Source organism: uncultured Dysosmobacter sp. (assembly GCF_947631165.1).
In the GTDB taxonomy this organism is placed as follows: Bacteria; Bacillota; Clostridia; order Oscillospirales; family Oscillospiraceae; genus Oscillibacter.
On record NZ_CANRKH010000001.1, the window covers coordinates 89,771 to 116,767 of the forward strand.

42 protein-coding genes are annotated in these 26,997 nt (G+C 62.9%); 12 read left to right on the forward strand and 30 right to left on the reverse strand.

Going from position 1 to position 26,997, the window contains the following annotated elements; genetic code table 11:
- Positions 1-66 precede the first annotated feature (66 nt).
- A complete protein-coding gene (locus Q0Z69_RS00435) occupies positions 67-321 on the forward strand; it encodes a hypothetical protein (RefSeq protein WP_298028696.1) in 255 nt (84 codons plus the stop codon).
- 189 nt (positions 322-510) lie between these two features.
- Here Q0Z69_RS00435 and Q0Z69_RS00440 read toward each other — a convergent pair whose 3' ends face one another.
- The 18 genes from Q0Z69_RS00440 to Q0Z69_RS00525 all read right to left on the reverse strand — a co-directional run bounded on the left by Q0Z69_RS00440 (position 511) and on the right by Q0Z69_RS00525 (position 14,559).
- Entirely contained in the window at positions 511-1,158 is a 648-nt protein-coding gene (locus Q0Z69_RS00440) for a phage tail assembly protein (protein ID WP_298028698.1), read from the reverse strand.
- Between the two features lie 84 nt (positions 1,159-1,242).
- Entirely contained in the window at positions 1,243-1,773 is a 531-nt protein-coding gene (locus Q0Z69_RS00445; protein WP_298023718.1) for a phage major tail tube protein, read from the reverse strand.
- A gap of 15 nt (positions 1,774-1,788) precedes the next feature.
- Positions 1,789-3,276: a phage tail sheath family protein gene (locus Q0Z69_RS00450; RefSeq protein ID WP_298028700.1), complete on the reverse strand. Its 1,488-nt coding sequence runs from the start codon at positions 3,274-3,276 to the stop codon at positions 1,789-1,791.
- 44 nt (positions 3,277-3,320) lie between these two features.
- Positions 3,321-3,752, reverse strand: coding sequence for a hypothetical protein (locus Q0Z69_RS00455; protein ID WP_298028702.1), 432 nt, complete (start codon positions 3,750-3,752; stop codon positions 3,321-3,323).
- Positions 3,753-3,754: 2 nt separating this feature from the next.
- On the reverse strand, positions 3,755-4,282 hold the full coding sequence (locus Q0Z69_RS00460) for a hypothetical protein (RefSeq protein WP_298028704.1): 528 nt from the start codon (positions 4,280-4,282) through the stop codon (positions 3,755-3,757).
- Positions 4,283-4,293: 11 nt separating this feature from the next.
- Positions 4,294-4,995 carry a hypothetical protein gene (locus Q0Z69_RS00465; RefSeq protein WP_298028706.1) on the reverse strand — a complete coding sequence of 234 codons (702 nt, stop codon included), beginning with the start codon at positions 4,993-4,995 and terminating at the stop codon, positions 4,294-4,296.
- The gene (locus tag Q0Z69_RS00470; RefSeq protein ID WP_298023705.1) at positions 4,995-5,393 is read right to left on the reverse strand and encodes a hypothetical protein; all 399 of its coding nucleotides are present in this window, start codon (positions 5,391-5,393) and stop codon (positions 4,995-4,997) included. Before Q0Z69_RS00470 ends, Q0Z69_RS00465 begins: the two co-directional genes overlap by 1 nt.
- Position 5,394: 1 nt before the next feature.
- Positions 5,395-6,456 carry a major capsid protein gene (locus Q0Z69_RS00475; protein WP_298028708.1) on the reverse strand — a complete coding sequence of 354 codons (1,062 nt, stop codon included), beginning with the start codon at positions 6,454-6,456 and terminating at the stop codon, positions 5,395-5,397.
- 30 nt (positions 6,457-6,486) lie between these two features.
- Positions 6,487-6,810 (reverse strand): hypothetical protein, encoded by a 324-nt coding sequence (locus tag Q0Z69_RS00480; protein ID WP_298028711.1) that lies wholly within the window; start codon positions 6,808-6,810, stop codon positions 6,487-6,489.
- Positions 6,811-6,872: 62 nt separating this feature from the next.
- Positions 6,873-7,223 carry a hypothetical protein gene (locus Q0Z69_RS00485; protein WP_298028714.1) on the reverse strand — a complete coding sequence of 117 codons (351 nt, stop codon included), beginning with the start codon at positions 7,221-7,223 and terminating at the stop codon, positions 6,873-6,875.
- A gap of 13 nt (positions 7,224-7,236) precedes the next feature.
- Positions 7,237-8,349 carry a head maturation protease, ClpP-related gene (locus tag Q0Z69_RS00490; protein WP_298028718.1) on the reverse strand — a complete coding sequence of 371 codons (1,113 nt, stop codon included), beginning with the start codon at positions 8,347-8,349 and terminating at the stop codon, positions 7,237-7,239.
- Entirely contained in the window at positions 8,342-9,988 is a 1,647-nt protein-coding gene (locus Q0Z69_RS00495) for a phage portal protein (RefSeq protein ID WP_298028721.1), read from the reverse strand. Before Q0Z69_RS00495 ends, Q0Z69_RS00490 begins: the two co-directional genes overlap by 8 nt.
- An 11-nt stretch (positions 9,989-9,999) precedes the next feature.
- A complete protein-coding gene (locus Q0Z69_RS00500; RefSeq protein WP_298028723.1) occupies positions 10,000-10,236 on the reverse strand; it encodes a DUF6148 family protein in 237 nt (78 codons plus the stop codon).
- Position 10,237: 1 nt separating this feature from the next.
- A complete protein-coding gene (locus Q0Z69_RS00505; RefSeq protein ID WP_298028725.1) occupies positions 10,238-12,082 on the reverse strand; it encodes a phage terminase large subunit family protein in 1,845 nt (614 codons plus the stop codon).
- A complete protein-coding gene (locus tag Q0Z69_RS00510; protein WP_298028727.1) occupies positions 12,048-12,224 on the reverse strand; it encodes a hypothetical protein in 177 nt (58 codons plus the stop codon). Before Q0Z69_RS00510 ends, Q0Z69_RS00505 begins: the two co-directional genes overlap by 35 nt.
- Complete coding sequence (locus Q0Z69_RS00515; RefSeq protein ID WP_298023676.1) at positions 12,196-12,687, reverse strand: hypothetical protein; 492 nt, start codon at positions 12,685-12,687, stop codon at positions 12,196-12,198. The genes Q0Z69_RS00510 and Q0Z69_RS00515 overlap by 29 nt, the downstream gene beginning before the upstream one ends.
- Positions 12,684-13,481, reverse strand: coding sequence for a phage terminase small subunit (terS, locus tag Q0Z69_RS00520; RefSeq protein ID WP_298028729.1), 798 nt, complete (start codon positions 13,479-13,481; stop codon positions 12,684-12,686). The genes Q0Z69_RS00515 and terS overlap by 4 nt, the downstream gene beginning before the upstream one ends.
- A 733-nt stretch (positions 13,482-14,214) precedes the next feature.
- Complete coding sequence (locus Q0Z69_RS00525; RefSeq protein WP_298028731.1) at positions 14,215-14,559, reverse strand: hypothetical protein; 345 nt, start codon at positions 14,557-14,559, stop codon at positions 14,215-14,217.
- Between the two features lie 376 nt (positions 14,560-14,935).
- On the opposite strand from Q0Z69_RS00525, the gene Q0Z69_RS00530 reads away from it, so the two are divergent.
- The 11 genes from Q0Z69_RS00530 (at position 14,936) to Q0Z69_RS00580 (ending at position 20,793) form a co-directional block, all read left to right on the forward strand.
- The gene (locus Q0Z69_RS00530) at positions 14,936-15,076 is read left to right on the forward strand and encodes a hypothetical protein (RefSeq protein ID WP_298028733.1); all 141 of its coding nucleotides are present in this window, start codon (positions 14,936-14,938) and stop codon (positions 15,074-15,076) included.
- 216 nt (positions 15,077-15,292) lie between these two features.
- Complete coding sequence (locus Q0Z69_RS00535; RefSeq protein WP_298023664.1) at positions 15,293-15,490, forward strand: hypothetical protein; 198 nt, start codon at positions 15,293-15,295, stop codon at positions 15,488-15,490.
- 131 nt (positions 15,491-15,621) lie between these two features.
- Positions 15,622-16,656 (forward strand): hypothetical protein, encoded by a 1,035-nt coding sequence (locus tag Q0Z69_RS00540; RefSeq protein WP_298028735.1) that lies wholly within the window; start codon positions 15,622-15,624, stop codon positions 16,654-16,656.
- A gap of 125 nt (positions 16,657-16,781) precedes the next feature.
- Entirely contained in the window at positions 16,782-17,840 is a 1,059-nt protein-coding gene (locus Q0Z69_RS00545) for a DUF3560 domain-containing protein (RefSeq protein WP_298028737.1), read from the forward strand.
- Between the two features lie 118 nt (positions 17,841-17,958).
- The gene (locus Q0Z69_RS00550) at positions 17,959-18,402 is read left to right on the forward strand and encodes a hypothetical protein (RefSeq protein ID WP_298028740.1); all 444 of its coding nucleotides are present in this window, start codon (positions 17,959-17,961) and stop codon (positions 18,400-18,402) included.
- A 111-nt stretch (positions 18,403-18,513) separates the two neighbouring features.
- Positions 18,514-18,894 (forward strand): hypothetical protein, encoded by a 381-nt coding sequence (locus Q0Z69_RS00555; protein WP_298028742.1) that lies wholly within the window; start codon positions 18,514-18,516, stop codon positions 18,892-18,894.
- Between the two features lie 115 nt (positions 18,895-19,009).
- Positions 19,010-19,186 carry a hypothetical protein gene (locus Q0Z69_RS00560; protein ID WP_298028744.1) on the forward strand — a complete coding sequence of 59 codons (177 nt, stop codon included), beginning with the start codon at positions 19,010-19,012 and terminating at the stop codon, positions 19,184-19,186.
- 357 nt (positions 19,187-19,543) lie between these two features.
- Entirely contained in the window at positions 19,544-19,705 is a 162-nt protein-coding gene (locus Q0Z69_RS00565) for a hypothetical protein (protein WP_298028746.1), read from the forward strand.
- An 80-nt stretch (positions 19,706-19,785) separates the two neighbouring features.
- Positions 19,786-19,989, forward strand: a complete 204-nt coding sequence (locus tag Q0Z69_RS00570; protein ID WP_298028748.1) for a hypothetical protein — start codon at positions 19,786-19,788, stop codon at positions 19,987-19,989.
- Complete coding sequence (locus tag Q0Z69_RS00575) at positions 19,986-20,219, forward strand: hypothetical protein (RefSeq protein WP_298028749.1); 234 nt, start codon at positions 19,986-19,988, stop codon at positions 20,217-20,219. Before Q0Z69_RS00570 ends, Q0Z69_RS00575 begins: the two co-directional genes overlap by 4 nt.
- 16 nt (positions 20,220-20,235) lie before the next feature.
- The gene (locus tag Q0Z69_RS00580; protein ID WP_298028751.1) at positions 20,236-20,793 is read left to right on the forward strand and encodes a hypothetical protein; all 558 of its coding nucleotides are present in this window, start codon (positions 20,236-20,238) and stop codon (positions 20,791-20,793) included.
- Between the two features lie 250 nt (positions 20,794-21,043).
- Here Q0Z69_RS00580 and Q0Z69_RS00585 read toward each other — a convergent pair whose 3' ends face one another.
- The 12 genes from Q0Z69_RS00585 to Q0Z69_RS00640 form a co-directional block, all read right to left on the reverse strand.
- Positions 21,044-21,526, reverse strand: a complete 483-nt coding sequence (locus Q0Z69_RS00585) for a hypothetical protein (protein ID WP_298028753.1) — start codon at positions 21,524-21,526, stop codon at positions 21,044-21,046.
- A 19-nt stretch (positions 21,527-21,545) separates the two neighbouring features.
- Positions 21,546-21,698, reverse strand: a complete 153-nt coding sequence (locus Q0Z69_RS00590) for a hypothetical protein (RefSeq protein WP_298023637.1) — start codon at positions 21,696-21,698, stop codon at positions 21,546-21,548.
- 27 nt (positions 21,699-21,725) lie between these two features.
- On the reverse strand, positions 21,726-22,016 hold the full coding sequence (locus Q0Z69_RS00595) for a hypothetical protein (RefSeq protein WP_298028755.1): 291 nt from the start codon (positions 22,014-22,016) through the stop codon (positions 21,726-21,728).
- Positions 22,013-22,669 carry a hypothetical protein gene (locus Q0Z69_RS00600; protein WP_298028758.1) on the reverse strand — a complete coding sequence of 219 codons (657 nt, stop codon included), beginning with the start codon at positions 22,667-22,669 and terminating at the stop codon, positions 22,013-22,015. Before Q0Z69_RS00600 ends, Q0Z69_RS00595 begins: the two co-directional genes overlap by 4 nt.
- On the reverse strand, positions 22,666-22,959 hold the full coding sequence (locus Q0Z69_RS00605; protein ID WP_298028760.1) for a hypothetical protein: 294 nt from the start codon (positions 22,957-22,959) through the stop codon (positions 22,666-22,668). The genes Q0Z69_RS00600 and Q0Z69_RS00605 overlap by 4 nt, the downstream gene beginning before the upstream one ends.
- A 2-nt stretch (positions 22,960-22,961) precedes the next feature.
- A complete protein-coding gene (locus Q0Z69_RS00610; RefSeq protein ID WP_298028762.1) occupies positions 22,962-23,456 on the reverse strand; it encodes a DUF1064 domain-containing protein in 495 nt (164 codons plus the stop codon).
- Positions 23,446-23,652, reverse strand: a complete 207-nt coding sequence (locus Q0Z69_RS00615) for a hypothetical protein (RefSeq protein WP_298023620.1) — start codon at positions 23,650-23,652, stop codon at positions 23,446-23,448. The genes Q0Z69_RS00610 and Q0Z69_RS00615 overlap by 11 nt, the downstream gene beginning before the upstream one ends.
- Before the next feature lie 118 nt (positions 23,653-23,770).
- Positions 23,771-24,544: a hypothetical protein gene (locus tag Q0Z69_RS00620; RefSeq protein ID WP_298028764.1), complete on the reverse strand. Its 774-nt coding sequence runs from the start codon at positions 24,542-24,544 to the stop codon at positions 23,771-23,773.
- 191 nt (positions 24,545-24,735) lie between these two features.
- A complete protein-coding gene (locus Q0Z69_RS00625; protein WP_298028767.1) occupies positions 24,736-25,296 on the reverse strand; it encodes a hypothetical protein in 561 nt (186 codons plus the stop codon).
- A gap of 190 nt (positions 25,297-25,486) precedes the next feature.
- Positions 25,487-25,789, reverse strand: a complete 303-nt coding sequence (locus Q0Z69_RS00630) for a hypothetical protein (protein ID WP_298028770.1) — start codon at positions 25,787-25,789, stop codon at positions 25,487-25,489.
- A gap of 14 nt (positions 25,790-25,803) precedes the next feature.
- Positions 25,804-26,736, reverse strand: a complete 933-nt coding sequence (locus Q0Z69_RS00635) for a site-specific DNA-methyltransferase (RefSeq protein WP_298023608.1) — start codon at positions 26,734-26,736, stop codon at positions 25,804-25,806.
- Between the two features lie 6 nt (positions 26,737-26,742).
- Positions 26,743-26,982, reverse strand: coding sequence for a hypothetical protein (locus Q0Z69_RS00640; RefSeq protein WP_298028772.1), 240 nt, complete (start codon positions 26,980-26,982; stop codon positions 26,743-26,745).
- Between the last annotated feature and the right edge of the window lie 15 nt (positions 26,983-26,997).

Genomic DNA, 26,997 nt, shown 5'->3' on the forward strand with positions numbered 1-26,997 from the left:
TTCACCTTCTTCCGCGCTTGACTTTCTTTCCCGCCCCTGCTATGCTTTAGGCAGGGAGGGAGCAATATGGGATTGTTCAAATGGCTCATTGGCTATCAGGCCGCCAAGCATCTTCTTCAAACTGCCCGACCCCGGCCCGTCAGCGTCAACCTCAGCGTCCATCTTCCCGACCATGATGACGATGCGGAGGTGGACGAATACGAGGATGATTACCCTCTCACCTCCGGCAGGTGCATCTACGTCCGGGACGACGGCGTGAATCCACCGCGCTTCTTCAATCGCAGAGGGGAAGAAACCGACCAGAACGGATATCTTCTTTGACAACCTCCGGCCCGCTGGCTGCATACCAGCGGGCCGGTTTTTAGTGTTTCGTTGCGCGCCATTCCTCCACCACCTCATTGTTCAGCTCGACGAAATCCCGCACGGACATCTTCATGTAGAACTCCACGCTTGTCATCGTCGCGGCGGACAGGCGGATAGCAGCTTTTCGCAGAGCTTTGATTCCGCCCTTTACTCGAAAAAATCCGAGTTGTTGACCGCCTCTTTCAGATTCAGCAGCTCACACAGGGGCAGGCCGGTGAACAGCTCCTTTGGCTTATTGACCGCCATGCTGGCGATTACGCAGGCATACAGGTAGTTGAAGGAATTTTCCGTGATGACGAAGCCCTCCCGCGCCATCACGTTCTCCGCCGCGCTCTCCTGCATCATGCTCATGTCAGCGATAGGGGACAGGTCGAACTCCTGGTAGACCTCGCCCTGGAAGTGATAGGGCTTGTCCAGCCGCAGCACGGTCCCCTCGCTGTTCCCGGACCGGCGGATGTACGCCTGCACGGCCCGCTTGACCTTCCGGCCCGCGCCGATGGACAGCGTTTTGAAGAACTCGATGGGCAGCCCGCTCGCCTTGGCCGCGATTTCCATAGCGAAGGACGACGTGGTTTCACACAGGAGGGAGCTTGCCACGTCCTGCTGGCCGAAAAGGTCCTGCTGGGCGTCTATGGCGTCCTGGATGGTCAGCCGCTCCAGGCCGCCCAGGTCGATTTCCGCGTACTCCTTCCGGTCGAAGATGTGCGGCTTTTTCAGCTCGATGACGTATTCCCGCGCGTCCATATCCGCCGCTTCCTCCGGCGCGGTCTCCGCGATTTTGATTTCCTCCGGCATTTTTTATCTCCTTCCATTCATAGCAGAATAGGCCCGCCCCGGATTTCTGGCCGGGGCGGGCTGGTCTGGTTTTGTATTCTTCTGTCAGGTCATGTTGCGCACGTCGGCCAGCATATCCACGCCGTTGACCTTGTACACCTGGTTCAGCTTGTCGATTTCCAGGATGGGCGCGCCGTCCACCTCGACCAGAATGTAGGTCAGCTCCAGGGTGATAGCGGCCTCCATGCTGTTGGCCTTTTCCAGCTTGCCGGGGTTGAACTTCTTGACCCGGCCCATCTCCACGATGCGCAGGGACTTGAAGATGTACCCGCCGCCGGTCCCTTTGTCATAGACCTGCTGCGCGGCGCGGAACGTCAGATTGACGGCGCTCAAAGGGGAAAGCATATCCGCGCAGGAGCTGTACAGCGTGTTGAACTGGATTTCCTGCTCCATGCTCTCGAACTGGCCCAGGGTGGGGCTGTCGATTTCGCCGTTGACGCCGACGCCGGACACGGTGCTGGTCTGCATATTGACCTCCGGCAGCGTGGCCGCCGCCGCAATACCAATCATCTTGGTGCCGTCCAGATACACGTTGTATTCGTTGATTTTCTCCGGGATGTAGTTATTGCTAATCATGTTCTGGTCCCTCCTTTACGCGAAAAGCGCGCTCAGAGCATCCGGGTCGAACTCCAGGATGTTCTCGATGTCCTCCGCCGGGACGTAGGGCGTCAGGTACTGATGGAAGGTGATTTTGCCGTTGAGCAGGTCCGTGGTCGGGTTCTCGTCCTCGTTGAACTCGATTTCATACCGGGCGCAGATGTCCCGCGCCACGAAGCTGTGGCCGCGCACGTTCTCGCTGTCCACAATGGCCTCGATAAGCCGGGGGTTCATGGGGTCGTCCACCTTCTGGAAATACGTCAGAATGAACGTATTGGCAGACCAGCAGAAGAACCGGCGCACGGAGAACCAGCGGTCCTTGGGGTCCGTGTTGCCCGGATAGCAGGCGGTGTTGTTGCCCCACAGGCGGAAGCCGTTCATGTTGAGGAACGTCGCCACTCCGAAGCTGTTGACGGTGTTGGCCTGGGTCTGGTCCAGTAGGACCTCCGTGCCGTCCGCCAGGCACACGGCGCTGATGGCGAGCGTCTTGTTGCTGGGGCTGACGTTTGGCACGTCCCCGTTCACCGCGTCGGTGTAGGCCGTCAGGGCCGCCGCCAGGGTGGAGCCGCTGTACATGGTCTCGCCCACCTTGCCATAGAGCCAGACGGGGAAAGCGTTGGGGTTCGTCAGGGCCTGGCCCTCCTTCTGCTCCTTAACGTCGGTGTACTTGGTCGCGCCCTCCGCCGAGCTGTCCACGTCGATGATGGTCACAGCGGAGAAAACGCCGTTGATTTCGTGGGTCTTGGCCTGCAGGGCCGCGGACACCTCCGGCTTCGCGCTGAACCTGGGGGCCAGCAGGATGCCGGGGGTCATGCCCAGCTTGGGATAGATTTGCCGGACGACCTCCAGGCCGGTCTCCTTGCCCGTGCCCACGTCCACGGTGCCGATGATGTCCTGGGCCGTGACCTTGGACGGGTCCAGCTTCTTGCCGCTGACCTTGATTTTCCCCGCGGCGTCGCTGTCGGCCTCCAGCTTTTCCTTCCCCGCGCTGGTGAGCAGGATAGTCAGCGTGCCGTCGTTGTTGAACGTCGTGGTGTAGTCGGTGTCCGCCGTCAGGTCGGTTGCCTCCGTCCCGCCGGTTTTCACTTTCAGCTCCTTCGGCAGCAGGCCGGTCTCCTCCACCAGAGCCACGTCGTCGGCCAGCTCGATGTCCTTCTCGGCCACTTCCTCCTGGAACTTCGTGTTGCTGGGGTCCAGCACGTTGATAAGCACCAGCGGCCCGGTGCCCACCACCTGGAAGTTGGCGCTGATGCTCTCACAGAGGGTGTACGCGGCAAAGTCGTCGCTGTACCCCACAGCCGCCACGGCCTCCTTGTAGCTCTGAACCAGCAGGGGAGTGTTCACCGCCCCCGCCGGGTCGGCCAGCATATTCACCGGGGCCGTGCCCACGATGACCTGCAGGCCCGCCGTTCCGAGAACAGGCGCGATAAGCCGCGTCGCCTGCTCCTGGACATATACGCCATGCTTATAGGTATCTGCCATGCCTTTTTCCTCCTATTGTTCTTTGAGATGAAGCGGGGCTGTTCTCACAGCTCCGCTTTCAGCTTCTTGTAGATGATGGCCTCCGCCGTGCCGGGGGTCTCCAGCCGCTGGCGGACAACGGCGAACTTCCCAGGGTGGACGATAAGCCGACGCACAAGGGGGTGCTCCCGGATGAACGCTTTCAGCTCCTTCGGGATGCCGCCCTGGTACGTGGTGTACTGCCTCGCCACGCCCCGCACGCTGGGGCCGCAGTACACGCAGGGATTCGTGATGTCCGCGAACTCGTCCCGCTCCTGCTCCGGCGTGGCCTGGGTGGTGGTCTCCGGGGCAGGGGCCGCCGGGGTGGTGGCCGCGGTGGTCTCCGGGGCGGGGGCCGCCGGGGTCTCCGTGGCGGTGGCCGCCGGGGTGGTCTTGGTCTCCGCCGTCTGCTCCTCCGGGGCCGCGGCGGTGGTCTGCGCCTTTTTCTTGGTCGCCATAGTTACACCATTCCTTTCATTTCAGTGTCTTGCGTGAGGGCCGGGGCCGTGCAGGTGAGCACGCACGCCGCGAAATAGTAGGGCGGGGAGGTGTCCTGCTGGATGGCCCAGGCGATAGGTTTCAGAATCGTAAACGCGCCTCCGAAGTAGGGGCGCGTGCAAATCCGCTGGATGATGTCCTCCTTGATGTTCGCCACGTCCCGGAACCCCTCTCGCTTGGTCCCGGTGTCATAGGCGCAGATGGTCAGGGAGAACTCCACCAGCTGCGGGCTGTCGTCGTCCGGTATCTCGCCCCCGGTCATGGTGACGCGGATGTAGGGCGCGGCGCAGGCGTCGGTGTCCACTTCCTCGTCGAACTCCTCCGGGATGTCGATGTCCTGTCGAATGATGCGCAGGGGCTTCCGCCCCTCCTGCCCGGCGTACTTCTTTCCGTCGAACAGCTCCTCCAGCATCTCGATAAGCGCGTCCTGGCACAGCTGCGGCGTTCTCCCGATTCCCGCCTGTTCAACCTCGCTGGAATAGTTTTTCATGGTTCACCTCGTCAGCTGTATCTCGCCAGAATCCAGTCCACGCGGTCCTGGATGCGGGCCATCAGGTAGTAGCGCACGTCCTCCTGCACCTCCGGCCACACCGTCTTGTGCATGGCCGTCGCGCTGGGCGCGCCCATGGTCTGGAGCTTTTCCACGTTCCCCTGGGCGTTCCTCCACCGCGGCCTGCCGCTCTCCGTGACCGTGTGGCTGGACTTGGAGCCGATGACGCGCTGGACCATTCCGACGTGCCCGGACTTGAACTGGGCCAGGAAGCCCTTGCTCAAATTCCCCTTGCCCGTCAGGTCCTTCAAGCTGGATTCCGCAAGCACGCGGGCCTTGACGAACTGTGGCGCGTGCCGGACGTTCATCCCGCTGTAAACGGTGGTCGGCACGTTCTCAAAGTAGGCCAGGTCGTTCCGCATTTTGGAGATGAACAGCGTTGCCGCCGGATTGGTGTTGGTGGCCTTTTTCTTCTGTTTCAGGTCGTTCAGGTGCCTTTGCCCGGCGGCGTTCACCACGTACCGCGCCTTGGCTGCGGCAATCATCATCTTGCGGGCCTCTCTCGCCGTCTGGTTCACGGCCACTTTGAGCGCCTGCGGGGTTCTGCCCCGCAGGTCGCCCAGCGCCCGCTCCACGGTATCCAGCCCTTCGATTTCGATTGTGACCATCCGGCCTTTCAGGTCCACCGTGACCGGCGTTCTGACTTCTGCCATCAGCTTTGCCGCACCCTTTCCAGCGTCATGCGGTAGATACCGCCCTCGTCGTCGCACTTACGGATGGAGTAGGTGAGCTTATCCAGTGTCAGCAGCTTCCCTTGCTTCGGCTTCGGCCCGTAGTCCTTCACCCGAATGTACATGACCATGTTCAGGTTGTAGAGGCCGGTGTCAAAGTTCTGCTTTGCACCGGCCTCCCAGTGGGCGGAGTGGTCCCGCACGTCGTAGCTGTTCAGGATGACCAGCACTTCCTTCCCGTCAACCGTGTGCAGGTCGGCGTGCTCGTCGCAGTTGAAGAAGGTCGTGTCGATGTCAGCCGCGGCGAAGTCCTTGAAGATTCTCCGCTTCTCCGGCTTCTCGTCTCCGTAGTTCTGGTCCAGGTCGAACAGCGCGCCCATGTCAGCCGTCGTTGTCGCAGACGAACGCCACCAGCCAGCTGTCCACCTTGTCGGGGATGGGCAGGGGACGCGCCTGCAGCTCCAGGAAGCGGCGGTCGGGGCCGTGCTTCACGTAGCTGCGGAGCAGCCGGGCGGTCTGCGCAGTTACCCACGCGCCGCGGTCGTCGAGGTAGGTCGCCGCGCCGTAGGCCCGCATGAAGCCGGGGTCAGCAGGGGCCATCACCAGGGCGTTGTCCGGCACAAGGGGCTTGGTCTCCGGCTGTTCGGGCTTGGTCCAGTCGTCCAGGAACACCTCGCTGTAGCCGTACAGGTCCAGGCTGGGGTCGTTCAGGTGGCCGTAGTAGCGCACGCCGTTGGGCAGGTCGCGGGGAGCGATTTCCCCGATGTTGAAGCGCCGGTTGTCCATGCGCTTCTGCACCTCCGGGTCAGCCAGGAACAGCTTGATAGCTTTCTTGCCGAAGATGGCCCGGTCCACATTGGCGAAGCCGTTCACCTGCACCTTGTCCACCCAGTCGCCCAGGTCGTCCAGCGGCTTTGCTTCGCTCTGGCCCCACGCGGCGTTTTCCTGGAGCTTCACGGTGTTGGTGAAGCCGAAGTCGATGGTCTCATTCACGCCCTCGCCCACAACAGGGATTTCCCCGTTGATGATGGCCTGGGCCGCCATCCACTCCTCGCGGCGCGTGGCCGCGTCGTTCAGGCGGTTGTACTCGCCCATCAGCTTCTCCGCCGCCCGCTGGGCGGGGGTCATTCCGCTGTACAGGTCCTCGCCGGGCAGGCGGGCCATCAGCCTGTCCGCGGTGGTCAGGTCGTAGGGGTTGATAAGGGGCGGCTTGTAGCTCTTGGTCTCATAGCCGGTGTCCCGCAGGACCTGGCCGCCCGCGCGGGGATGCACGAACGCGGCCATGCGCCGGTCGCCTTTCACCAGGTCGATGTCCACCCGCTCGGTGGGGAAGGTCACGATGTTGGTGAAGAAGGTGTCCAAAAAATAAGTGCGGACAGGGGGAGCCTGCCGCACCACCTCCGCCAGATAGCGCGGAGTGTAGATGTTCACTTCGTTGGGCATAGTTGAATTACCTCCTGTTGAATTTGCTCGTCAGGCCGAAAGCTCGGCTTGCGAGAGGTCAAGGGTGAAGATTTCTTCCCCCTCCGCCTTGAATGTGAATTTCTTGCGCTGGGTGTGCGCCTCGTCCGCCTGCAGAATCCACAGCCGTTCCGCCGCCGTTTTCTCCGGTGTGCTCACGCCCTCCACGGTGATTTCCATTCCCTCGTACTGGCTGTCCAGCTCCACGGGGAAGAAATGCCCGCCGTCCGGCGCGCCCCACTCGGTCCACTCGTCCAGCTTTTTGAGGGTGCCGATGACAACGCCATCCGTGCCGTCCCACTGGATTTTGGTTTCGGGGCTGATAAGGTCGCTCACTTTCTTTTCGCCCAATTCGAGGGACTGACCTTGGGCGGGGATGCTTACGCGGTCAGCCCCCGTCAAGGGTCCGCCTTGACCCCTTTCAGGAAGATGCCGATTTTCCGCAGCGGGGCCTCCAGCTTGGCCGCGGTCACGCTCTCCTCCAGCGCCAGGGTGTCGGCAAAGAACTCGCCGGTCAGGTACACCACGGCCTCCTCGCCGCTGGCAGCGGCCTCCGGCACGATGCCGTACACGCTCTCCTCCTCGCCGGTCGTCACGGGCTTGATTTTCCCGCCCTCGTCCAGCTGCACGGGCGCGTGGGCCTTAACGTCCGCCGAAGTCGTTTTCACGGTCTTGGCGATAGGGTGGGGACCCGCCTCGAAGTATTCCGGGTCATGCCGGAAGGTCTTGACTTCCAAATCCATGCTCATGTCCTTTTCCTCCTCACTGATTCTTGTCCTTGTTCTTGCCCAGACCCTGGAGCGCGGCAAGGAACTCGTCTCCGCCGCCCTGGCCGTCGGGCGGGGTGTTGGTGACTTTGTTCACGCCGCTGGCCTCGGCGTCCTTCTTGACCTCCGCCAGATAGGTGGCCCCCTGGGCCTTGGCGTTCTTCACCAGCGCCACGGCGAAGTCGCTGACGGTCATGGGCTTGGTGAACTTGGCCTCCGCCGTCAGCTGCTCGCTTCCGGGCAGGGCCGCGTCCTCGATGCCCTGGATGCGCTCCCGCTCCGCCTTGGTGGCGGCGTCAGCCGCCGCCTGCTCGATTTGACCGACCAGCGTAGGATAGGCGTTCCGCAGGTCGTCCACAGTGTTGATGGTGTCCATGTCCTGTTCCTCCTTGGTGTTTTCCGGCTTGGCCGGTTTTTTATTTGCAGAACGCCCGGCGGCCCCCGCCGCCAGACTGTCTTGCACAAACTTGGGCGCTTTGTCGAACGGGAGATTCATGCTGATGCTGTTGACAAAGAGGACGCCGCTGCGGTTCTCCGCAACAACGTCCTCTCCTTCATCCGTCAGCTCGTCCACAAAGCCGTTTTCTTTTGCCTGTGGCGCGGTCCACCAGCTGGTGGCGTCCATCCATCCGGCCACCTCGTCCTTCTCCCGGCCCGTTTTCTTGGCGTAGAGCGTGACGATGTTCTCCCGGATGGTGGTGATGGCGTCGATGTACTGCTGCAGCGTCTCCGCGTCCACATACCCGCACAGGCCCATCCTGACCGGGTGGACCATGTAGGCGCTGTCATTGGCCGCCACGACCTTGTTGCAGTGGCAGGCAACGACGGTGGCCGCCGACGCACACAGCCCGTCGATGTAGGCGGTCACAAAGGCCGCGTTCTGCTCCAGCAGGTTCCCGATGGTCTGGGCGGCGAACACGTCCCCGCCGCCGCTGTTGATGCGCACGTCGATTTCAGCCACGTTCCCCAGGTCGTTCAGCTCCTGGGCAAACTGCTTTGGCGTTACCTCGTCCCCCCACCAGCTGGTGTCGGAGATGTCGCCGTACAGCAGCAGCTCCGCCTTTCCTGTTCCCGCCTGGTTTCGGAACTCCCAAAACTTTTTAGGCATTGTTCTGTCCCCCTTCTCGCTGTTCATTCCCGCCGCTGTCCGGCGGCTGTTCCGGGTCCGTCTGCTGCTGGGCGGGCGGGGCGGCGGCCTCGTCCACCTCCCGCTTCCTCTGCGCCTCGATGACCCGCTTGCGGATGTTCCGGTTATAGTCCCCGCCGGTGAGCTGGGCCGTTTCCTCCTCCGCCGTGGAAAATCCGGCGTCCACTCGCTTGATGGCCGCCTCCACCTCCTGGGACGGATTCAGCGCCGTGCGGGAGGGGCCGTTCCACTTGCAATCCGTGTATGCCTTTCGGATGGCCGGGTCCGCGAAGAACCCCGGCGCTTTGATGCGCTCGCGCGCCACGGCCTCTGCAAAAAAGGCTTCATAGATGGGCTGGCAGAAGTCGTCCGCGAACCAATCCCGCATCATCCCGCAGGTCCTCCAAAACTCGTTGAGGGAGCCGCGTGCGGAGCTGAAATTCTTGGTGAACTGCTTTAGGACCACCTCCGGCGGGATTTCCAGCCCCGCCGCGATTTCAACCACCATAGCGTTGAAGAAGGTGTCGTACCCACTGTTGGGGTGTTTTGGGTCGGCGAACTCTACATCTTCTCCGGGATTGAGGGCCACCACGGCCCCGGCCCCCAGCTCGATGCTGCTCTGGTCCTGCGCGTCGATAAGCACGTCCGGCGGCAGCATTTCCCCGATGGGCTTGCCGTTCTGCACCGTGGCCGATTTTATGAACACGGTGAACATGGCGGAGATGACCGCCGCCGTGATTTCCGCGTCCGTGTACCGGCCCAGCTGCTTCAGCGCCTCCAGCACCGGGGCCAGGATGGGGACGCCCCGGAGCTGGCCTGCCCGCTCGCGGTTCATCACGTGGAGAACGTTGGGCCGTCCCGTGGCCCCGTAGGCTTCCACCCGCGTCCACTCCAGCGCCCCCGCCTGCGTTGACAGGCTTGCCAGCGGGTGACGGTTGGAAATCCAGTAGGCCACCACCGTTCCGCTCTCGTCCGTCTCCACGCCCTGCACGATGCTGTACACGTCGCGCCCGGCCACGACGCACGGCGTCAGCCGGTCATAGCCGTTGGGGGAACACACCCGGTCCGCCTCGATGATGCGCACCCGCAGGCTGTACGGGCTTCCCGGCTGTTCCTTCACCGGCAGCAGCGCGATAGCGTCACCGTTCATCAGGTAGGAGAGGAAGGCCAGCTGCTGGAGCTTGTAGAAGTTGTCCATCCGGTCCGCGTCGCAAACCGGCGTGTCCGCCCACAGGGAGAACTCCCGCAGGACCTGGGCCTGCAGGGCCTCCGCCTGCTCGTTGGTCAGCCCCAGGAAGTCCGCGTCGATTTGCGGGGACGGCATCAGGCCCCCGGCTACCACGTTTGTCCGCAGGGTTTTCAGGGCGGCGGCGGCGATAGGGATTCCCATGTAGGCGTCCCTGGACCGCTGGCGGAGCACGTCGATGTTGTCCTCGATGTCCTCCTTGGTGCTCCCGCCGTAGTACATCCAGCCGCGCATACTCTTTTTCGTGGTGTTCGCGCCGTAGTTGCCGTACCCGGAGTTGACGAACTCCAGGGCCGTCCGCGCCGCGGCCCGCCGGACCGCTCGCACGGGGGAGACCGCCGCAATACACTTGTCCAGGAAATTTTGCTTTGCCATGCGCGCCCTCCCTACACGTCACGGATGACGAAGCGATACGCGCGGTTTCTGCCCCCGCTCGCTTCCTCCGCTTCCGCCTCGGCCAGTTTCCCGGCCCAGTATTCCATCTGCTCCCGAATCTGTTTCAGGTCTGCCCTAGTCAGCATCCGGGTCCCGATTTGATAGCTCTGCCCGGTGGCGACGGCTTCCTCCGCGTCCAGCCAGGTTTTCAGCTTCGTCTCGCACAGCTTCTTGCTGAATACGGCCATATCAAACACCTCGATTCAAGACCCGCCTGCCTACGCGGCGCGCCCTCTGTTCCGACCCCGGCTCCGGTTTCTGCAGCGGGGGATTGTATATCTCCAGGGCCGCGGTGGCATAGTTGCGCAGGTCCAGCGGCTCGTTCCGCTTGTACCCCTTGTCCCGCAGCACCCAGGCCACCGTCATCTTGCCTTTCTGGAACCTGGTAATCTTCATCTCGCTGGCAAGGCCCTTGAAGTACGTCTCGTCGTACCCGGTCCCGTCATCCAGCGGGAAGTGGCAGTAGTTCGCGCCCTTTACCACCACCCGCAGGCGCTGGTAAACGAAGTCCTTTCCCGCGTCAACGCCGATGGTGAACAGGGGAGTGGAAACGCGGTTGTCCTTGGACGGATTGCGGATGTAGGGCACGCCCTGGCCGCCCTTGCCCTTGATGGCGAACACATAGCGGTCGAACTTGTCCACCGTGAAGCTGTACACCTGATTGGACCGGTAGCCGCTGTCGATGCAGCAGGCGGCAATCGGCAGGGCCGTCCCGTCCCTCTTGTGGAAGCGCGTCTGGAGGAAAGCGTCCAGGTCTGCCCACACCTGATTTTCCAGCGTGTCGCCCAGTATCTTTTGATACCGGATTCCCCAGCTCTCCTTGCCGACGCCCCAGCCGACCACCTCCACCTCGAAGCGGTCCGCCTGCACGTCCACGCCAGCGGTCAGCACCAGCACGTCGTCCGGCACCTCCGCACCGTAGATTTCCCGGCGGTTTATCAGGTCCGCGTCGTCCACGCGGTCGCCCGGCTCCTCCCAGGTTTCCCCCAGCTCCGTGTTGACCCAGGTTTTCATTTTCTCCGGGTCTCCCTGTTTTTGCAGCTCCCGCGCCAGCAGGAACTTCTCCACCACCTCATGCCAGCCGCAGAAGTTGGAGGCCAGGGTGTTCAAATGGAAGCCCCGCGCCTCCGCGCCGGGGTTCTCCGCCCGGAAGCGGCCCAGCTGCCCTTGCTTCTTCCACTCGTATTCTCCGAAGGTCTCCCCGCACCGCTCGCACTCGTAGAGGATTGGCTTTGCCAGGTCGTCCTTGTCGAACTTCACGCGGCCCCACGTCAGGGGCTGGTAATGCCCGCACCCAGGGCAGGGCACCGTCCACTCCTCCCGCGTGGTCTCCGCAAACTCCGTCTCGATGCGGCTATGGCCTTTAATGGTCGGCGTGGAGACGATGACGGTTTTCTTGTCCCAGAAGGTCGTCTGCCGCTTTTGGGCCAGCAGGAGGGGGTCCCCCTCTGTCCCGGCGCTCTCCGGGTAGCGGTCCACCTCGTCGCACAGCAGCACCTTGATGGGGCGGCTCGCCAGGCTTGCCGGGCTGTTCGCCCCGATGATGGTCACATGGCCGCCGGGGAAATTCTTTTTCAGGATGGTGTTCCCGCTGTACCGGCTCTTGGTGTCCACCAGGCGCGCCAGAACCGGCGTGTCCCGTATCATGGGCGCGAGGAAGTCCTTGCTGAACGTCTGGCCCATTTCAAGGGTCGGCTGCATCACCAGGACCGGGGCGGGGTAGTAGTGCATATAGAATCCCAGCATATTCATCAGCATGGCCGTCTTGCCGATTTGTGCCGCGCTCATAATCACAACCTTGCGGATGTGCGGGTCTCCGATGGCGTCCATGATTTCCCGCTGGTATGGCGCGTTCTCGGTGTGCCAGCGCCCCGGCGCTGCGCTGTTCTCCGGCGACAGCATACGGTAGGTGTCGGCCCACTGGGAGAGGGTCATCCCCGGCGGCGGTCGCAGGAGCGCCGCGCACCGCGCGAACATCTCCGCCGTATGCGGTGCGATTTCAACGACCCACGCCCTTTTCTCCTGTTCCTCCATCCGGCTTCTCCCGCTCCTTCCTGTTGTCCACCAGCGGTATAGTCCCTTTCACGCACCGCGGGAACGGGCAGAAGATTTTTTCCTCCGTGATGGTCCGGCCCCACACGCACCCCTCACAGGGGTTCTTCTCCTTCTTCTTCATCGTTACCGCCCTTTGCCGCATACGCCACGTTGAAGTTGGATAGGTCCTCCAGCGCCTCGTCTATGGCTCCTTTCAGCTTATCGAATATGCCCGCCCGGTCGCCGCCCATCTGGGCCAGCTCCCCGGACAGCTTCGCGGGCAGGACCGACAGGCGGCCCCGGATGTTCAGGCACATGGTAGCCAGGCCCTTCTCGATGTCCTCCGTCCGGTGGAGGTTCCCCCGGCGCAGCTCGTTCTCCATGTCCGCCGCCTGGCGCTTGGCGCGGGTCAGCAGCGCCCGCTCGTCGTTGAAGTCTGCCTTGCAGCCTTTCCGCAGGTACATGATGTACCGCGCCACCGTGGATTTCATATCGTAGAGGCCGGGCGCTTTCTCGCTGATAACTCCCTCGTCCCGCAGCTGCCGGACCCGGCGCGGCGTCAGGGCCAGCCAGTCCGCCACCACGTTTGCCGTGTAGAGCTTCACACCTGTTCGCCTCCAGTCTCCCGGATGTCCTCGCGCTCCTCGTCCGGGATGACCGTTTCTTCTTCCTCGGCGTCCGGGGAATCCACGGTTCCGGTCGCCCGCATCCGCATGATTTCAAGCCGCTGCCTCTCCAGCTCCACGCGGGTCTCGTTCTCCTCCGCCGCCCGCAGGCTGTCCGCGATTTTGGCGATACGGCCCTGGACCTTGTAAAGCGCCTCCTGCAATTTCAGCACGCGGGCAAAGGCGCTGTCCTTGCTGTACATACCCATCTGCTGCTTGGCCCCGTCCTTCTTGTCCGGTCCTCTCCCGGCGGGGACGCGCATATCCAGAACACTATTGGTATAAAGAGCGTCCTCCGGGGCGCGCTCATAGTCCGCGATTTTGCAAAGGATTTTGTTCTCCCGGAATTTGAGTATCTTCATCTCGTGCTCCAGCGCCTCCCGGCCTTTCAGCGGAGTGCGCTCCACGAACTGCTTTTCTTCATCCGTCAGCGCATCGAAAAAGACGGTGCTGTAGGCCCCGTCCTTCTCGGCGTTCTTATTTCTCACCGGCGCGCCCTTATGGCTCCCGGCGGCGTTCCGCTTTCCCTTGCTGTTCCGGTTGCCCGGCTGGCCGCCCCGCTTCCTCGGCGGGATGGCATCGTCCCAGCGGTCCTTCGCTTTCCAGTCCCGCAGGGTCTTGTAGTTGACGCCCATCTGCTCGGCCAATTCCCGCAGGTTCACATCCTCGTTGCGGCTCCGACGGGCAATATATTCGGCCCTGGCGGTGTCGCGCTTCTCGCTTCGCTTCGGCACACGCCCACCTCCAGACAAAGCAAAGACCCGCGACGTTTCCGCCGCGGGCCAACTATTCACGCTACCAAAATACCACGGAAAACCTGCAGAAGTTGCTAATGGAGAAAAATTTTTTTGAAATTTTTTCTGCCGCAGGTCCCCGGCCCCGATTTTTTGACCCCCCTTTCATTTTCCCGGCCCCTCTGGGGGAAGCGAAAAAACAGGGTCACACCTAAAAAAATTTTGCGCTCCCGAACCCGCAGACAAAAGCAGCCCCGCGGGAGGACCCGCGCGCCCGCGCGCGGTATAGTTCGCCCGCTCGCGCGCGCGTTTTGAATCTCGCGCGTGCGTGTGCGTTTGGTTCTTGGCTGGCTGGCTCTGCTGGCCTGGGCTGGGCGGCCTGCTGGCTGGTCTGCTGGGCTGGTGCCCGCCCTGGTCGGTGCCTGCCTGGGCTGGCCATTCTGGGCTGGGCTGGGCGGCCTGCTGGGCGGCGCTGCCTGCTGGGCGGTGTTTTGCAAGTGTTCGCCGCCCCGCTTGCATGGCCTTTGGGGGGACTATAGGGGGGCCGTATATAGCTTGTTATAATCCTCCTCCCGCGCGCATAAAACCCCTCGCCGCGGCGCTTTTGCAAGGCCGCCGCGAAAAGTTGCGGCCCGCCGCCGCCCCGGTCCCGTTCCGGTCCCGTCTCCAGTTGGCCGCCGTGCATCCCCTCCGCCAGCCGCCCCCGCCACGGTTGCGGCGGATGTTCTGCCGGTCATGCCCTGCGGCCCGCCTGCCGCCGCCGCTTGAGCTTCCCACGGATTTTTTCACGGATTTTTTTCACGGAATTTTCCCCGGAGAAAATCCCCGCCGCCGGACAGCTCGCCCCCGGCGGCATCCGCCCCAGCTGCCGCCGGTCTGCCGGTGTGGCCACACTCCGCCCCCGGTCCCGCTGACAGCATCCGCCGCCGGTCTGCTGCCGGTCCCCCGGTCCGCCGGTCTCCCGGTCCGCCGGTCCGCTGCCGGTCCCGCCGACGGCATCCGCCGCCGGTCTCCATCGGCGCGGCCCCAGCTGGAAATTTTCCGGCCCCGCCGCCGCGGCGAAGGGTTTTACGCGCACGGTCTGGTTATTCTTCCTGGGTTATATTACGCCCCCTATAGTCCCCCATCCGGCCCGGTTTCTGGGCTGGAAATTCCGGGCACGAAAAAAGCCCCGGCAAGGCTCACACCCTGCCGGGGCTTTCCCGTTCTGCGTTTGTTTTGCTTTGCTATATCTTGCCCCCCTATAGTCCCCCCAAACCGTCAAACTGCACGAAAAACGGCCCGGAAATTTGTGCAAAAAAAGTTCCCAGGTCCCCCCTAAAGGGGGACCGTGGGAAGGGTTTTCGGGGGGTTGACGCCGCCAAAATCGCCCGCTATCATTCGAGCCAAGCCAGACGGCCACGGCCCGACGGCCCAGCGAACCGCCGCAAGGCGTCCAGAAGGGGGAGGTGAACGTGAGCACGCCCAGCACGAGCGAGCTGCTGGTACAGGAGGCCCGCGCCGCTGAACGGCTTCGGCTCTTGCTTCTCGCTAACGAGTGCAAGACGCTGGAGGAGTTCAAAAAGCGGCTGGAGGAGCTGACCCGCCAGCAGTAAAGCGCCGGGGGACCCCGTAGCAAGGCACACCCCCGGCGCAGTTCCAGGACCGCGGGCGGCGAGTTCGCCGCCGCCCCGGTCGCCGCGCTTATGATACCGCACCCGGCGCGATATGTCAAGGGCAGGCGGCACGGCAACCGTGCAAAATGCACAAAGAAACGGCACGGCAACCGTGCCAAACATCACAGCAGGCCAGGAGGCCAGGAGGAGAAAACAATGGAAACCATGCGTTTGATTGGCGACAAGCTCCGCGATAGAAATTATAACGGCATCACCGTTGACCGCACCTACTTCGGCCCGGAGTGGTGCAGGTCCCACGGCTACAGCATCACCCGCAGAGTGCAGGACGAAAGCGGCCAGCAATACGACATCTGGGAAAAGCCCGGTTATAAAGCCGCCATCCCCGTCCGCTAAAGCCCGCAAGGCCGACGGCATCCGCCGCCGCTGGTGCAAGTCCAGCCGCCCCGCCGGGGCGGGCGCTCATGGGCACAGCCCCAAAAATCAAAATGACCCGCCGCCCAGGGTGAAGGGCAGAAAGGGAATCCATGAACAACTCCAAGATTATTGCCAACGCGCTCCAGGCCCGCGGAATGACCGACGACCAGCTGCAGCAGCTCCTGACCGCGTACCACGGGGACCTCCCCTTCCACACCATCCCGGAATGGTCCCGCCGCGGCTACCACGTGAAGCCCGACGCCGAGCCGCTGTTCTCCTGCTACCTGTGGAAGCACACCAACAAGCCCAGCCGGGCCGCCGTCGAGGCCGCCGAGGAGGCCGGGGAGGACATCCCCGAAAACAGCCCGCACTTTTACCAGAAGCTGTCCTACATCTACAGCTTTTCCCAGGTTGAGAAGAACGCCCCCGCCGCCGACCTTGAGACCATCAAGGCCCAGCTGCAGAACCTGCCCGGCGTGGTCCTGACGGTCAAGGGAGAAAAGACCGGCGCGCCGGTGGTCTGGCTGACCGGCGACACGGAAGCCCACGCCGACGCCATCAAGGCCGCGGGCGGCATCTGGAGCCGCAAAAAATCCGCCTACTGGGTGAAGCCCAGCGCGGCGGCCCCGGCGGACAAGCCCGCCGCCCCCGCTCCCCAGGTGGAGCCGGAGAAGCCCGCCGCCCCGGCCCCCTGCACGGCCCTGGTCCCCGTGTACAAGTTCGATTTGCTCCCGGCCCCGGACCCCCAGCCGGGGCGGGAGGAGGCCCACAAAAAGCCCGCCCGCGTTTATGAGACCTGGACCATCCACCCCGGCAAGCGCACCCCGCAGCCCTGGAAAAAGTGCGAGTTCGCCACCGTCCGCCGCAACGAAAAGACCCAGCAGCCGGAAGCCTGCAAGATGACCGGTTACACCGACGGCATTTATAACTATTACAGCGCCGGGTCCCTCTGGTTTGCCATTCATCCCGTGTATGGTCTGGCCGTCTCCACCGCCCACAGCCGCAAGGCCGCCCAGGCCGACGCCATGAAGAACGCCGACAAGGTGAAGCGCGTTGAAGCCCAGGCCGCCCAGGATGACCGGATGCAGAAATACGCGGCCCTGGTCAAGTCCGCCAACGACGGCGACAACGTGACCCTGTTCTAATCCCCCAGCCCGCAAGGCCGACGGCATCCGCCGCCGCTGGTGCAAGTCCAGCCGCCCCCCGCCGGGGCGGGCGCTCATGGGCACAAAACCGCCGCCCACAAAATCACAAAACGGAGGTACACAAAATGTCTATCGGAAGGAATGACTACGAGGAGCGCCGCGAGGCCCGCGTTGACCGCCTGGAGCAGCGCGCCGCCAAGGCGCAGGCCGAGAGCGCCGCCGCCAGCCGCGCCGCCCACGCCATCATGGACCATATCCCGCCGGGCCAGCCTATTTTGGTAGGCCACCACAGCGAAGCCCACCACCGCCGCGACCTTGCCAAAATCGACCAGCAGATGAACAAATCCGTTCAGGCCAGTAAAAAGGCGGATTACTACGCCAGCCGGGCCGCCTCCGCCGCCAGCAACAACACCATCAGCAGCGACGACCCCGCCGCCCTGGAGAAGCTGCAGGCCAAGCTCGCCGCCCTCCAGGCCCAGCAGGAGCGCGACAAGGCTATGAACGCCCACTACAGGAAGCACGGCACCATGAAGGGATTCCCCGACATGGACGACGACCGCGCCGCCAAAATCGACGCCGAGCTTGCCAAACAGGACGCCAACCCCTACAGCAGCGGGAGACACCTCCCGGTCCCGTCCTACGTCCTCTCCAACCGCAACGCCACCATCAACAGCGTGAAAAAGCGCATGGAAGCCCTCCGCCGCGTGGACGAGATGGAACACTTTGAAGTCGAGTTTGACGGCGGGCAAATCGTGACCAATGAGGACGTGAACCGGGTACAAATCCTTTTCGACGACAAGCCCGACGAGGAGACCCGGCGCAAGCTGAAAGCAAACGGTTTCCGCTGGTCCCCCCGTGAAGGTGCCTGGCAGGCCCCCCGGACCCTGGGCTATCTCTACCGCGCCGAGTATCTGATGGGCGTTCCCAAGTCCGGCCCCTATGACAAAAAGCCCGACGACACAGAACCGGCCACCACAGAACCGGCCAGCGCGGAAGATGACGACTTTTCCGACATCGACCCCGCCGCCGTCCGGGCGGAGCTGGAGCGCCGCGGCGACAACTCGCCCTTCGTCCAGCGCGTCATGGAGGACGTGGAGCGAATCGCCGCCAGGGAGGCCGCCGAGGAGGCCGCCGAGGACCTGCCCGCCGCCGCCAACGGCCAGCTGCTTTTCCCCCAGGAGTAACACAAAACGCCCGCAAGGCCGACGGCATCCGCCGCCGCTGGTGCAAGTCCAGCCGCCCCCGACCGGGGCGGGCGCTCATGGGCACAAAACCCAAAACCACAAAACGGAGGTCATCACAATGGCAGCGATTGAGAGAAAAATTCCCGGCACCTTTTCCAAGGTCCCCGGCGGCTATGCCCAGCAGACCGGCCCGAACACACAAATCTTCATCCCGGATATGTGCGCTTCCAGCTTCATCCCCGAAACCGGCGAGCTTAACGGCTACGCCCCCGACTACGAGGCCATGGAGGCCGCCAAGGCCCCCGCCGCCGTGGCCGACAAGCCCGGCGTGTACGCCTACTACTACGAGACCCAGCACGCCCCGACCGGCTGCGACTTCTCCGCCGAGCTGGCCTACTACGGGAAGCACTACTTCCTCCGGCCCCTGCATGACGGGCTTCCCAAGCTCCACGGGCGCGGCATCACCTACGACGAGAAGGACGGCAGCTACACGGTCACAAAACGCGCTTACGAACAAATCAAAGCGCAGTACAAAATCAGCCTCGAAATGTGCTTCGATTGACCCGCAAGGCCGACGGCCCCAGGCCGCCGCTGGTGCAAGTCCAGCCGCCCTCGGCGGGGGCGGGCGCTCATGGGCCACAAAACCCAAAACCACAAAACGGAGGGCAAAAACATGAAGCTGGATAGAGAATTTATCCGGGACCTGAAAAAGCAGGCCAACGGCGACGGCAGCAGGGCGGCCCGGTTCGCTTTCCTGGATGTTGCAAGGGACGCCTGCAAAGAGCTTTCCACTTCCAAAGTCAAGAGCATTTTCTGGGACGTGGTGAAAAAGTACGGTCGCATCCCCGTCGCCGTCTGCGTGGCCGCCACCGTTGCAGCCAGAGAGCCGGACCGTTTCAAGCCCGCAACCGTCCGATGGGCCAGGGAGGTGCTTTCCCTCTACACAAACAAGCCCCCGCACCTGGACAGCCTGTATATCGACGACAATTTGAGGCCGGACAGCATCGAGGTGTACGCCTGGGACCTTATCCGGTGCTCCATTGAGGAGTTCTAAAGCCCGCAAGGCCGACGGCATCCGCCGCCGCTGGTGCAAGTCCAGCCGCCCCGCCGGGGCGGGCGCTCATGGGCCACAAAACCGCCCACAAAATCACAAAACGGAGGTACACAAAATGACCGGCGGGAAAAACCTGTACTTTTCTTCTTTTCTCGGAGCGATAGAGCTTTTCACAATCACCGACTACGGCGACATCATCACGCTGGGCGCATATATTGACACGCCCGAAGTGAGGCAGGCCCTCGTTTCCCTCTACGGGGCCGCCGAAGTGACCGGTTGGAAGAAAGTCTGACCGCAAAACGGAGGTGGAGAAGTGGAGAAAAAGCGCGGCACCAGGCGGTGCGTACACTGTCCGAATTTTCACAGCGACGCAAGGACCAAGCATTTCCCGGAGTGCATCGGCATCTGCGGCCTTTATGGAAAACTTGTGAAGGACACGCTATGCGGGTGCAAAACCGACCGCAGCGGAATCGTTACGCTGTTGAATTTTGGAGGCGAATCCCCCAAAAAGCAATAAGCCCGCAAGGCCGACGGCCCCAGGCCGCCGCTGGTGCAAGTCCAGCCGCCCCGACCGGGGCGGGCGCTCATGGGCCACAAAACCCAAAACGCACGCGAACGCACAAAAAACACACGCAGGGAGGTACACAAAATGCGTTATCAAATTCTCTACAGCAAGCGCGGCTGGCCGCTCACCGTATGGATGGACGACGAGGCCGCCGACCGCAAAATGGCCGCCGGTCTGCGAAAGGCCGGTTACTCCGTCACCGTATGGGCGCACACTGCGGAGGGCGCGCACAAAACAGATATTTGACCGCCCGCAAAACAACACGGTTGAAAACGGCACGGAGCCGTGCTATAATGCGTACACAAAACACGGGAGGAGGTATCATCATGCCCACCAGCAAGAAGAAGCTGGCATCCAACGCCCGCTATGACGAAAAGTGCGATATTATCTACCTAAAACCCATCAAGGCCCGCGGCACGGCCATCCGCGCCGCCGCCGCCGCATCCGGCCAAAGCCTGCAAGGTTACATCCTCCAGGCCGTGGAGGAGCGCATGGCCCGCGAGGCACAAAAGGAGGAAAGCTCACAATGAAGCAAATCACTGTATTTGGTCACGCCACGGTGACTGTTTCCGTGGTTATCAACGTCCGCGACGGCACGGAGCTGTCCGAAAAGGAAATTCTCTCCCGCGCTCGAAAGAAGTTCGGCGGTATTCACTCATTCTACGGCAACGGCGGCGACGATAAGCTCATAGGCGTTTCTGGTGACGGCGAGACTATTTCCGCCGATGAAGAAGTTGTCTTTGACGACTTTATGCCGTAACAGCTGGAGGCATCCAATGGACGATAAAACCGCTGTTTTCCTGCCCTACAGCTGCGTTTCCTCCTTCCCGGACGGCATCCGCCGCCGGTTTTCCGGCCTGACCCGCGAACAGGCTTTTGCCGCCCTGGTGGCCTACGCCGACGCGGGCCACGGCGGGGAATACGGCCCCTGGTCCTGGGTGACGGACGAAAACTATATCAAGGGCGAGTATTGCGGCCTGAAACCCCCGCCGCCGGTCATCGACCCGCCCTTCCCCGTGCTGGACCTGACCGATTGCAGGACCGAGGAGGAGCGCCGCAAGGCCCTCCTGGACCCTTTCGACCCCGACGGCGCGCCGTTTCCCGGCGTTCCCTCCAAGGCTCCATCCATGCAGGTTCCGAAAACAAATCTTGACGTTCTCCGCCAGCTTTCCCCCTACGAGCTTTCCATGGTGTTTAACAACATCCAGGAGCATCTATGCGACATCTGCCCAAGGGACAAAGAAAACAGGTGCAACGACGATTGCAACAATGGTCTTACCGAGTGGCTATGCGCAGAATTTGACCCATCATCCCCCGCATGGGAGGAAAATTAAAAAAGCGCCCGGACCGTGTGACCGGGCGCTTTTTCTTGCGCTTTTCCTGCCTATTCGCAAATTGTTTTTCCAGCGCGGTTCCCGCGTCCGCGGAAGTGACCGCATCACGCGCAAAATGACCCCGGACCAAAAACACAAAATCGGCCCTTTCCCGCCGACCTCCGGCAGCTCTCCCGCCGACCGGCGGACGGCCCCGGACCCGCCGCCCCCGGCGTCGTGTTCAGGGCGGCAGGGAGGACCCCGGCAACATCTATACGCGCGCGCGCGAAGCGCGGGCCAGAATCTCGTCGTACATGGGCACCTCCTCCAGAGCTTCCCCCAGGCGCTCCACCGCGCTGTCGTACCACCACCGCACCGTGCTGTCCGGCTTCCCGTAGCGCACCGCCAGCTTCGCCCAGCTGCACCTATCCCGGTGGCGCTCGAAAATCAGCTTTTTGCACCTACCGCCCAGCGCGTCGATGCACCCCTGGATGTTCTCCCGGTCCATCAGCAGCACCCGGTCCTTCACCGCGATTTCCTCCAGCCGGTTCCTGACGTTGCGCTCGTCCAGCCGGGCGGCCAGCTCCTCGGTGGGCTTCCCCGGCATGGAGCTGTGCGGCACGCCGTCATACGACAACCCGCGCAGGCTGTTGTATTGGTCCTCCAGCTCCGCCCGCTCGCTGTCCAGCAGCGCCCGCATGGCTGGAATCCCAAAATAATACGCTATCATCGTTTTCACGTCCTTGCGCCGCATAACTCCGCCTCCTGATTGCTTATTTCTTCTCCGCCTGCTCCGCCGCGGTCACAGGCCGCTCGCGGAGCTTTTCCTGGTTGGCCTCCAGCGCCTTACGCTTGAAAAATTTCCTCTGCGCGTGCTGGAGGATGTTCTTGCCGTAGTAGCTCGGCATGGCCCGCTTTTTCTTCATGGCAGATACTCTAACTCCTCCCGGATTTCATCGGGTACATTCCCGCTGATTGATTTGCACGATGACCAGCGGCCCGACCTGGAACTGGGACACCTCCCAGTGTTCTTTCATGGGCCACTCCTCGCACTCTTTTGCGATTTTCCCCATGGCCGCCGCCGCTTCCTCAATCCCGCCGTCCAGAAGAATCCCCTGGCCGTCGTTCACGATGAACATACGTCCAACGCGCGCGTCCTTCGGCAGCTTCTCAACGACGCGCCGCATATCCTCCAGAAGTTTCAGCGCCTGGGCCGGTGTCAGGCTCTGTGCTCCTCCGCTCATGTCTCGCCGCCCGCGGCCTGGTCATTCTCGAACAGGTCCTTTTGCCCAGGGTCCACGATGGCGGCCAGTCTGGCCTCCTGCTCCCGCCGCTCCCGCTCCTCCATGGCGTTCACCGTGAGGCGGCACATCCGGGCCAGCTCCTCCAGCTTATCCACAAAGCCCATCTTGATAGTGTCCATGGGCATGATGACCGCCGTTAGCTCCAGGCCGTTCTTCGCCACGATGTACGTCCGCCCGCTCGCGGTCCTCCGCTCGAACAGCTGGAGATAGTCGGCCATATCCTCCAGCGGGGCCAGGTATGCGTTCTGAATGAACACGATTCCCTCCCGCGTGCTTAACGGCTTCACCACAAAGCCGTTATACTCCACCGTGGGCCAGTCGTCATGCAGGCACCGCTCCCCCTGCTCCCAGTCGTCCAGGCACAGGTATTCCGGCACCTCCACCCGGCGGAAGGAGCACTTTTTCCGCTTCTTCTCGGTGATGTCGAACATGGTACACAGGTTGTCATCGTCCAGCAGCGGCAGTCCGTCCAGGGGATAGAGGGCCACGCCGTCCCCCAGCCACTGGCGGACCTCGCCGCCCTCGCGCACCTCGTCGCACAGGCGGAACACTCCCTGCCTGCTGCACAGCGCGGCGACTTTTTTCAGCTTCATTCCCAGGCCGCCCCCTTCTTGTCGTTCTCCAGCACTTCCACCGGGTCATCCGCTCCCACGTGGGCGGCCAGGAGCGCGTTCATGGCGTCCTCTTTCGATGCGTTCTCCACGCTGACGCTCCAGTGTTCCCCGACGCGGCACGCCTCCACCTTCCGGTTCCGCTTGAACGCCCTCACCAGCTCGCCCAGGCCCTCCAGCGCATATTTGACAGCACCGGCGGCGGCGGAGAGCAGAATCAGGAATCCCAGCCAGGTCCAAAAGCTGGAGAAGATAAATTTCAGAAATTCCATGCTTAAACCTCCTGAATCTCGATTTGAAACCGCTCGCGCATGAGTTTTTTCTTCATCTCGTACACGCGCGTCTTGGTGGCCCGGCTTTTCACGTCCTCCACCACCAGAATCCAGTCGCAGACCTCCACGCCGGTCTCCGTCCTGTACGGGCGCAGCTCCGGGCGCAGATAGGAGAAGTCCGCCTGATACCGGATGGCCCGGACCCGGACCCCCTCCGGCGTGGTGTACGCTTCCTGCAGGGTGAACTGCGGCTGTAACCGCAGCTCCCGGATTTGCCCGGCGTGAAGCAGGGCAATCAGCTCGTCATACCGGCGCGCCTCTTTCCGGGAATCGAACCGGACGGCCCCGCCGGACGCGGTGGGCCGCTGGTCCTTCTGGTTGTGATATTTGCGCTCCCGCTCCGCCTTGGCCGCCGCCCGCTGACGGTTTTGCTCCGCCAGCTGCTGCATGGCCTTGACCTGGTAGGCAGGGGAGAGGTCCCGCAAATCAATCCCCATTCCCGGCCCGCCTGCCTTTCCGGCGCTTCTCCAGACAGTAGTCCCGGATGATGGCATACCGCTCGGCCTCGGTGGTGTTCGCCACCAGCATCCCATAGCTGACTTTACGCCGTCTCGCCTCCCGCGCCAGCGCGGACAGGGCTTCCGAATCCGTGGCACACCCGCCGCCGGGCAGCTCCACCATGTACCTGCTCATGTTTTCCGTTTTCCTCCTTTTTCTCGGTCTCCCGCCTGCACTCGCAGATTTCTCCCGCGTCCAGGCGGTCGCCGCAGAAGCGGCAAACTCTGTACTGTCTCCCCAAACTCTCACCCCCTTAATTCCGCCGCCGGATGGCCGGTTTTTTCGCAAAGCTGCTGTCCTGCCTGTAGAGCCGGGCCACAAGGTAGCATCCGCCGTTCACGTCGTTGTGGAAAGCCTCCGCCTTTGCCAGCAGATAGCCGGGGTAGAGGGCTTCAAACTGCGTGCTGTCCTGGATGTTGTCCGCCAGCTCCCGCGCCCGTCTCCCGGATATGCGCCCGTCCCTGGTCCTCGGTTCCGGGTCCACCAGATTCTTTGAGGCCGTCCACGCTTTTTTCCCCACGGGGGATTTCACGATGTAGTGCCCCAGCCCGGCCAGGCCCTCCTCGGTGAACTGCAGCCGCCGGGAGTTGGCATAGCCATTGGTCCACAGACTTTCCAGCGTGTCCCGGTCTATTCCCCCGCCGATGGTGACGTGGTGGTGGTATCTCCCGCCGCGCTTCCCCCGCTCGGTGACGGCTATGTATTTCAGCTCCCCCAGGCCGTTCTTTTTCATGTACCGGCGGACCCGCCGGAGGAAGTTTGTCAGCTCCTTCTTGGCCGCCTCGTCACTCTCCGGCTGGACACGGTAGGTCAGGTGAATCTCCATGTCCGCCGGTGTAAAATTCGCGTGGAGCAGGCGGACCAGCTTTTCCTCCCGGTGTCTCTGGTTGAGCTTCTTCTGTGCCTCGGTGGACGGCTTCCGCCTGATTCTCTTTCCGCCCTTTGCCGCCGGGCCAAAGACTGGGTAGATATAGGCATCCAGATATTCCCCGCAGAAATACCGTTTTTCCCGGTAGACCGTCCTCATGCTTTTTCACCCCCCGGTGTGGTCGTTAAATTACTACCCCATACAAGCCCGAAACGCGCCGCGGCGCGTTGATTTTTTCGCTCTTGTATGTGCCCCCGGAGTGTGGTAAAATAGGCTTGTCCAACTTGATGCGCCCTCCGGGGCGTCCGCCCTGCGCCAGCCTCCCACAGCTGACGCAGGGCGTTCTTTTTTCACCAGAACATGGCGGAGTAGTCCAGCCTCCGCGGCTCCAACGGCGACAGGGGCAGCCTCGCCGTCGTGAGCGGCCCCAGCACGAAGTGTTTGAGGAACATGACCGCCGCAACGCACTCGTCCGGCGGCAGCTCCACCAGGATGTCCAGGATTTTCTCGACGGCCTTTTTGGTGCTCTCCGTCTTTTCCGCCACGCTCTTTTCCTTCTTGGCCCCGCCGTCCTTCTGCCCGGCTTCCTCCTTGGGCTTCTCGTCCTCCTGCGCCTGGTGTTTCTCGCTCTCCCGCTCCTGCGTGATGGAATCCACCGCCCGCTGGGCTGCACCCTCTCCACAGTCCCGGTCATACAGGCGCTCGTCGAACTCGTCCCCGGCCAGGTCCACCTTCATCACGCGCCCGTACAGGTAGTCATAGGCCGTGTTCTTCTCCAGCAGCTCCCTGCAGCGGTCCTCGGTGACGGTCCCCTCCGGGGCGGCGTGCACGAACCCCATCCCCTCGACGTGGCTGTTGTCGTACAACGCTTTCAGGACCTTCGCCTTGTCCAATCCCTTGATGCTAACCATTTTTTAACCTCCGTTTTTGATATTTGGACCCGTTTCCGGGATTCCATCGTTCGTCATTCAGCCAGCGCAGGTGCTTACAGCGCCGCATGGCGCACCCCCGCCGCCGTATGTAGACATCGTTCATCAGCCGGTCGTGCAGGTCACACCAGGCCGTTGCATTGGCGGGCGGTTTCTTTTTCTTCGGCGCCGCTTACCACCAGCTTCTCACGTCCCGCATGAAGTCCCGGATGGTCGTTCCCACCGCGTACCACAGCACGGGGAGGAGCAGGGCCAGCGCCTCGCCGCCCACGGCGTAGTAGCCGCGCTCTTTCAGGGCGTAGGCAGCGCCGACCTTGTACAGCACCACCCCGGCCACGGTCAGGAATCCATACCAGGCCACAGCCCCCCAGTTGACCTTGGCCGCGCGCTTCCGCACGGCTCTCCACACCCTGGCCGCCCGCCGCTTCCAGCTCCTCGGCCTGCGAACAGTAATCACGATTTCCACCGTTTGCATTGTTTTCCCTTCTTTCACATTGTCATTTGTTCAAATTCCGCCTCCGTGGCGGATATTCTTTTTTCGGCCATCTCCCGGTAATCCTCGTTGATTTCTACGCCTATGAAGTTCCGGCGCAGCCGCTTCGCAACGACCCCGGTTGTCCCGCTCCCGGCGAACGGGTCCAGGACGGTCCCACCCTCCGGGCAGCCTGCCAGGATGCACGGCTCGACCAGCCTTTCCGGGAACACGGCAAAGTGCGCGCCCTTGAATCCGCCGGTGGCGACGGCCCACACATCCCGCTTGTTCCTGGTCCCGGTCCGGTTCGCCGTGTTCCCGTGGCTCGTCCTTTTCACCCGCGCGCTGTTCTGGAAGGACCGCCCGCCGGTGTAGGCCCCGCCGCCGCGGAAGGTTTTGGCGTTCCCTTTCCGGCTGGCGCACGGCTCCCGCAGGGCCGCCGCGTCAAAGTAGTATCGCGGGGACTTGGACAGGAGGAAAATATATTCGTGGCTCTTGGTGCATCGGTCCACGACGGCCTCCGGCATACAGTTCGGTTTGCTCCAGATGATGTCCTGCCGCAGATACCAGCCGTCCGCCCGCAGGGCAAAGGCCAGCATCCAGGGAATCCCCATCAGGTCCTTGTACTTGTAGCCCTTCGGCGTCCGCTTCTCGGTGTGGCCGCACCGGTTCCGCGTGTTCCCCGGCGGATTGTTCCCCGACCTGGTGGCGTAGCTGTCGCCCATGTTGACCCACAGGGTCCCATCCGGGCGGAGGACCCGCCGCACCTCGCGGAAAATCTCCACCAGCTTCTCGATGTACTCCTCCGGCGTGGCCTCCATCCCGATTTGCCCCGGCGTGCCGTAGTCCCGCAGGTTGTAATAGGGAGGGGAGGTTACACAGGTATATGCGCTTTCTGCCTCCAGGCCCCGCAGCTGCTCCAGGGCGTCACCCAGCAGCACAGTTTCCATCCAGCTTCACCGCCCCGTCCTGAAATAAACGCAGGTCCGCACGTGTGGGACGAATCCCACCTCCAGGTCCGGCCTCCACGGCAGGCCGCTTTCCGTCCCCACGAATTTCCGCCCCTCGTCGGTGTAGAAAACGTCCGTCCCCGTGTTCTCCGCGACAACGACTGGTTCCGGGTCCACCGCGACATACTTTCCCTCCGGCGTCTGAATCCAGTCGATTTCAGCGCCGCACATTCTGCATCTGCTCATGGAACCCCTCCTCTC